The sequence below is a fragment of the Cupriavidus sp. FW305-F7 genome (genome assembly GCF_058782875.1).
Genome location: NZ_JBYSYC010000122.1, coordinates 1 through 1286, shown reverse-complemented (window position 1 = coordinate 1286; position 1286 = coordinate 1). Strand labels below are relative to the sequence as shown.

General features: G+C 63.3%; 1 protein-coding gene. It reads left to right on the top strand.

Features of this window, described 5'->3' with window-relative positions; translation table 11 throughout:
- Window positions 1-89: 89 nt before the first annotated feature.
- A protein-coding gene (locus tag AC3WL8_RS39880; RefSeq protein ID WP_404997158.1) for an IS3 family transposase occupies window positions 90-1225 on the top strand; the annotation gives its coding sequence in 2 pieces (ribosomal slippage) (window positions 90-354 and window positions 354-1225; 1137 coding nt in all).
- The last annotated feature ends 61 nt before the right edge of the window (window positions 1226-1286 follow it).

Genomic DNA, 1286 nt, shown 5'->3' with positions numbered 1-1286 from the left:
AGAGGTGGCGGCGGAAATTCGGACAGTCGGCTAAGTGGAAAAGCAGGGGCCTGAGCCGGCCATAATGGCGGGCATAAAGGACCCAGAAGATGACGAAACGAAGCAGACGGACCCACTCGGCGACCTTCAAGGCCAAGGTGGCCATGGCCGCGCTCAAGGGCGACAAGACGCTGGCGGAGCTGGCCCAGCAGTATGACGTGCACCCGAGCCAGATCACGGAGTGGAAGCAGCAGTTGGCGGAGCATGCCGTGGACGTGTTCGGCAGCAAAACCAAGACTGCGGCCGAGCCGCCGGTGGACGTGAAGGCGCTACATGCAAAGATCGGCCAGTTGACGCTGGAGAATGATTTTTTAGAAAGCGCGCTCAGCAAGGCGGGATTGCTGAGCGGAAAGCGATGATTGACCGCGAGCACCCGCTGCCGGTGAGCCGCCAGGTCAAGCTGGTAGGCATTGCTCGATCGAGCGCCTACTACCAGCCGCGCCCGGTCAGCGACGCGGATTTGAAGCTGATGCGCCGGATCGACGAACTGCATCTGGAGCATCCCTTCGCAGGCGCACGCATGCTGGCCCGCCTGTTGCGGCGAGAGGGCATCCAGGTCGGCCGCCGGCACGTGGGCACGCTGATGAAGCGAATGGGCATCGAGGCGCTGTATCGCCGGCCGAACACGAGCCGCAAGCACGCGGCGCACAAGATCTGGCCGTACCTGCTGCGCGAACGGAAGATCGACCGGGCCAACCAAGTGTGGGCGCTGGACACGACCTACATCCCGATGGCGCGCGGCTTTGTGTACCTGACGGCTGTGGTGGACTGGGCCAGCCGCCGGGTGCTGGCCTACCGGGTGGCGATCACGCTGGAGAGCTGTCATGCCGTCGAGGCAATCGAGGAAGCCTTTGCCAAGTACGGCGCGCCGGAGATCGTCAACACCGACCAGGGCAGCCAGTTCACCGCCACGGAGTTCACGGACGCCGTGCTCGACCGCGGCATCCAACTGTCGATGGACGGCAAGGGCAGTTGGCGCGACAACGTGTTCGTCGAACGCCTTTGGCGCAGCGTCAAATACGAGGAGGTCTACCTGAAAGCCTACGACTCGGTCAGCCATGCGCGCCGCTCTATCGCTAACTACCTGACCTGGTACAACCAAGGACGGCCCCATTCCAGTCTGGCGCACCAGACCCCGGATGAGGCATACTTCGCCGCGCTGCCAGCGATCAAATCGGCAGCCTGACTGCCCCAGCGCTTCCACTTAAAAATCCGGATTCCCTGTCCGAACAAACGGCGCCACCTCT